A 2,955-nucleotide genomic window follows, 5' to 3' on the forward strand; every position below is an offset into this window, starting at 1 on the left:
GGCGCTGCCCCTCTTTCGAGGTCAGAAGCCCAGGTAAGTGATCTGCACGATGTAGACGCGCTCGCTGCGTACGACGAGCTGGTAGGTGAACATGCCGCCGGGGACGATCACGTCGCCGCCCTTCGGATCGGGTCCGTCATGGGCCCGGCCGTGGACGTGGAGAGCTTCGGCGGCCCTGACCAATTCGTCAGCCTTCTCTTCCACCCTGGTGAGGAACTCGCGAGGAGCTGTGCGGGCGGCTTCTTCCGCCCCGAAGGCGTACTCCCACTTCCAGCTCACTCGCGGACGGCTTTCGTCGCCTCGTCCAGCACGGCGCTCAGCTCCCGCAGGGCTTCACGGGCGATAACCGGATCCTCGTGCTCCAACCTGCTCTTCGCATGAGCATGGCGAGCTGACAGGCTCGGACGGCGTGCGATTTCGATGTCGCGGGCCCAGATGAGAACCCAGCTCCGCACAGGGCTCAGAGACTGCCACTGGACCGCCTTGGCGAAGGCCTCGTCCTTAGTGGCCTGCATTTCCTCGAGACGGCCGGGATCTACGCACGCGAGAGCCGCGCGCAGCGCGTCGGGGGTCGGTTCAGGGCGGGGGATCAGCTCGTGTCCGTGGTCGGCCTGCGTGCTCATGGTGTCCTCCAGGGAGTGCCCCGGACAGGCTATCCGCGTTGCGTGTGTCATGGATGGATGTGCCTTTCGTGGTGGGAGAACGGGAGCGTCAGACAAGGGCGGGAGCGGACACCCGGCAGTCGCGGCAACGGCTGCCCTCCGGTCCTCGGAAGCCGCGGTCGCAGCCGTCGCAGTTCGTCATGGGGTACTCGAGGCCTGGTTCAAGAGCAGCTACAGCAGCGGCAATGACGGCGAGTCCTGCGTCGAGATCGCCATGGCCCCCGGCGCGGTCCACGTCCGTGACTCCAAGAACCTCGCCGGGCCTCGGCTCGCGCTCGCGCGGGACACGTGGATGGAGTTCGTGGAGTACGCGGCCGGGAGCTGACTTCGTTCAGAGAATCGGCTGCTCTCCGCGGACGAGGGAGAGACCGGAGCGGACTTTCGCGATCGCGGCGAAGTCGTCGTCGACGTGGAGCAGGGTCAGGCCGTGATGTTCGGCCGTGAGCGCGATCAGGACGTCCAGCGGAGACCTGCCGCGATGGTGACCGATCTTCACCAGGTCCCGCTGTACCTCGATGTAGTCGCGGTCGGCGTGGAGTCCGGGCATCAGTTCGGACTCCACGGGAGGGCAGATGGCCACAAGGCCGCGCGCCACTCGCTCGTGCCACGGAGCGCCGAGTTGGCCACGCGGTAGACGCCACACGGCGGAGGTGTCGGCCAGGTAGGTCACAGCCCGTCTGGCTCCCTGGCTTCGAGGACGTCGAAGTCGAGGAATGCGTCGGCGTTCGCCCGGAGCCAGCGGAGCGCCCGGTCTTCGGTGCTGATCGCCGCCGCCATGGCCAGCGCCCGATTGAGTGTGACGTGCGTCGGTGGCTGCTACGCCACCCGCTGAGGCATGCGCACGTCATTGGTACTGTGCCGCCTCCCGAATCCATCTCCTCCGAAGAGGTGTGCATGCACACAGGCAGACGGTCCGTCGCGGTGGCCACGCTCGCGGGAGCGTTGGCGCTCTCCGTGCTGAACGCGCCGACGGCCAACGCGGCGGACACCGGTATCACCGTGTCGGACATCGTCATCAACAAGGGCAAGCCGATCGTGGTCGGCACGTCGAAGGTGGTGGAGCCGCCCCTCTCCTTCGACATCGCTCTGCCGACCGGGTACAGCACGGCCGACCCCTCCCGCTACGACGCGTACCCGTTCCTCTACCGCGGCACCATCGCGACGGCGGCCGACACGGGAGAGAACTTCATCCAGCCGGGCGGTTACACCTGCTACGAGATCGACTCCAAGCACGCCCGCTGCGAGGGCAGCCTCTACATCGACCCGGACCCGAGCCAGGAGCACGTCGACTCCAACGCCGACGCCACGACGTGGAAGGTCGGTGTCTCGCTGCGGCTGTGGAAGGCCGACGGCGGTCTGAAGACCGGGGAGCTGGAGACGCGGTCCAAGACCGCCCAGCTGAAGCGCGCGGCCAGGGTGACCGCCAACGCCGCGCCGGAGCCGGTCGCCAAGGGCGGCACGATCACCGTCACGGGCAGGCTCACCCGGGCGAACTGGAGCACCAAGACGTACGGCGCCTACGGCGACCGCACGGTCAGCCTCCAGTTCCGCGCCAAGGGCACCGACACCTTCCAGACGGTCAAGAAGGCCACCACCAGCAGCACCGGCGCCCTCAAGGCGACGGTCACCGCCTCCACCGACGGCTACTTCCGCTGGACGTACTACGGCAACTCGACGACCGGAACCGCGACCAGCGCGGTGGACTACGTCGACGTGCTCTGACCGGCTCAGGACAGGGTCGGGATCTCGCCCGCCTCGGCCCGGGTGAGCGTGACCCCCGGCAGACCGCGTAGCCGGCGTTCCGCCACGGCGGTCAGCGTCTCGGCGGCCGGTGGAGTCGGCCCCAGGCCGATGGCGAAGCGGGCAGGGGCCCTGCCGAAGGGGCGGGGCCAGGCGTGGCACCCGGGGGCCGCCTCGGCGAGGTCGGCGATCAGGGCCCGCATCCTGCCGCGCACCCGGCCCTCGTCCGCACCCCCGCCCACCGTCACGATCGCCCAGGCGGCGTGCCGGCGGTGGAGCGGGGGAGGGGCCAGGATTTCGGACCACGCGTGGCCCTCTTCGAGCAACTCCCAGGCTCGGAACAGCTCCTGTGTGATCAGGTCACGCATGCCCGTCGTGACCTGATCCGTGCAGGGGCGGACCGGGGGCGAGGGGGTGGTGATGGTGAGGGGAAGGGAAGTCCGCTCGGTCCCACCACCCACCGGCTCTCGCCAGTCCCACGCCGCCCACGTCGCGAAGAAGTGCCGCGGGAGGTCGGCCGGCGGCAGGTCACCGGCCTCGCTCGCCGTGCGGG

Annotated in this window: 4 protein-coding genes and 2 pseudogenes; 2 read left to right on the forward strand and 4 right to left on the reverse strand. The window is 69.2% G+C overall.

The window, feature by feature from the left end:
* Positions 1 to 21: 21 nt before the first annotated feature.
* Entirely contained in the window at positions 22 to 279 is a 258-nt protein-coding gene (locus AOK23_RS16510; RefSeq protein WP_055713471.1) for a cupredoxin domain-containing protein, read from the reverse strand.
* Positions 276 to 623 (reverse strand): hypothetical protein, encoded by a 348-nt coding sequence (locus AOK23_RS16515; protein WP_206336220.1) that lies wholly within the window; start codon positions 621 to 623, stop codon positions 276 to 278. Before AOK23_RS16515 ends, AOK23_RS16510 begins: the two co-directional genes overlap by 4 nt.
* Before the next feature lie 193 nt (positions 624 to 816).
* On the opposite strand from AOK23_RS16515, the pseudogene AOK23_RS49810 reads away from it, so the two are divergent.
* Positions 817 to 987, forward strand: a pseudogene (locus tag AOK23_RS49810) (DUF397 domain-containing protein); the annotation flags it as partial.
* Between the two features lie 6 nt (positions 988 to 993).
* Here the strand turns inward: AOK23_RS49810 and AOK23_RS49815 are convergent.
* Entirely contained in the window at positions 994 to 1,209 is a 216-nt protein-coding gene (locus AOK23_RS49815) for a PIN domain-containing protein (RefSeq protein ID WP_240496412.1), read from the reverse strand.
* A 347-nt stretch (positions 1,210 to 1,556) separates the two neighbouring features.
* On the opposite strand from AOK23_RS49815, the gene AOK23_RS16530 reads away from it, so the two are divergent.
* Positions 1,557 to 2,384 carry a hypothetical protein gene (locus tag AOK23_RS16530; protein ID WP_055713474.1) on the forward strand — a complete coding sequence of 276 codons (828 nt, stop codon included), beginning with the start codon at positions 1,557 to 1,559 and terminating at the stop codon, positions 2,382 to 2,384.
* A 5-nt stretch (positions 2,385 to 2,389) separates the two neighbouring features.
* On the opposite strand, the pseudogene AOK23_RS16535 reads toward AOK23_RS16530, so the two are convergent.
* A pseudogene (locus AOK23_RS16535) lies at positions 2,390 to 2,955 on the reverse strand (polynucleotide adenylyltransferase); the annotation flags it as partial.

The sequence above is a fragment of the Streptomyces torulosus genome (assembly GCF_001419765.1).
GTDB lineage: Bacteria > Actinomycetota > Actinomycetes > Streptomycetales > Streptomycetaceae > Streptomyces > Streptomyces torulosus.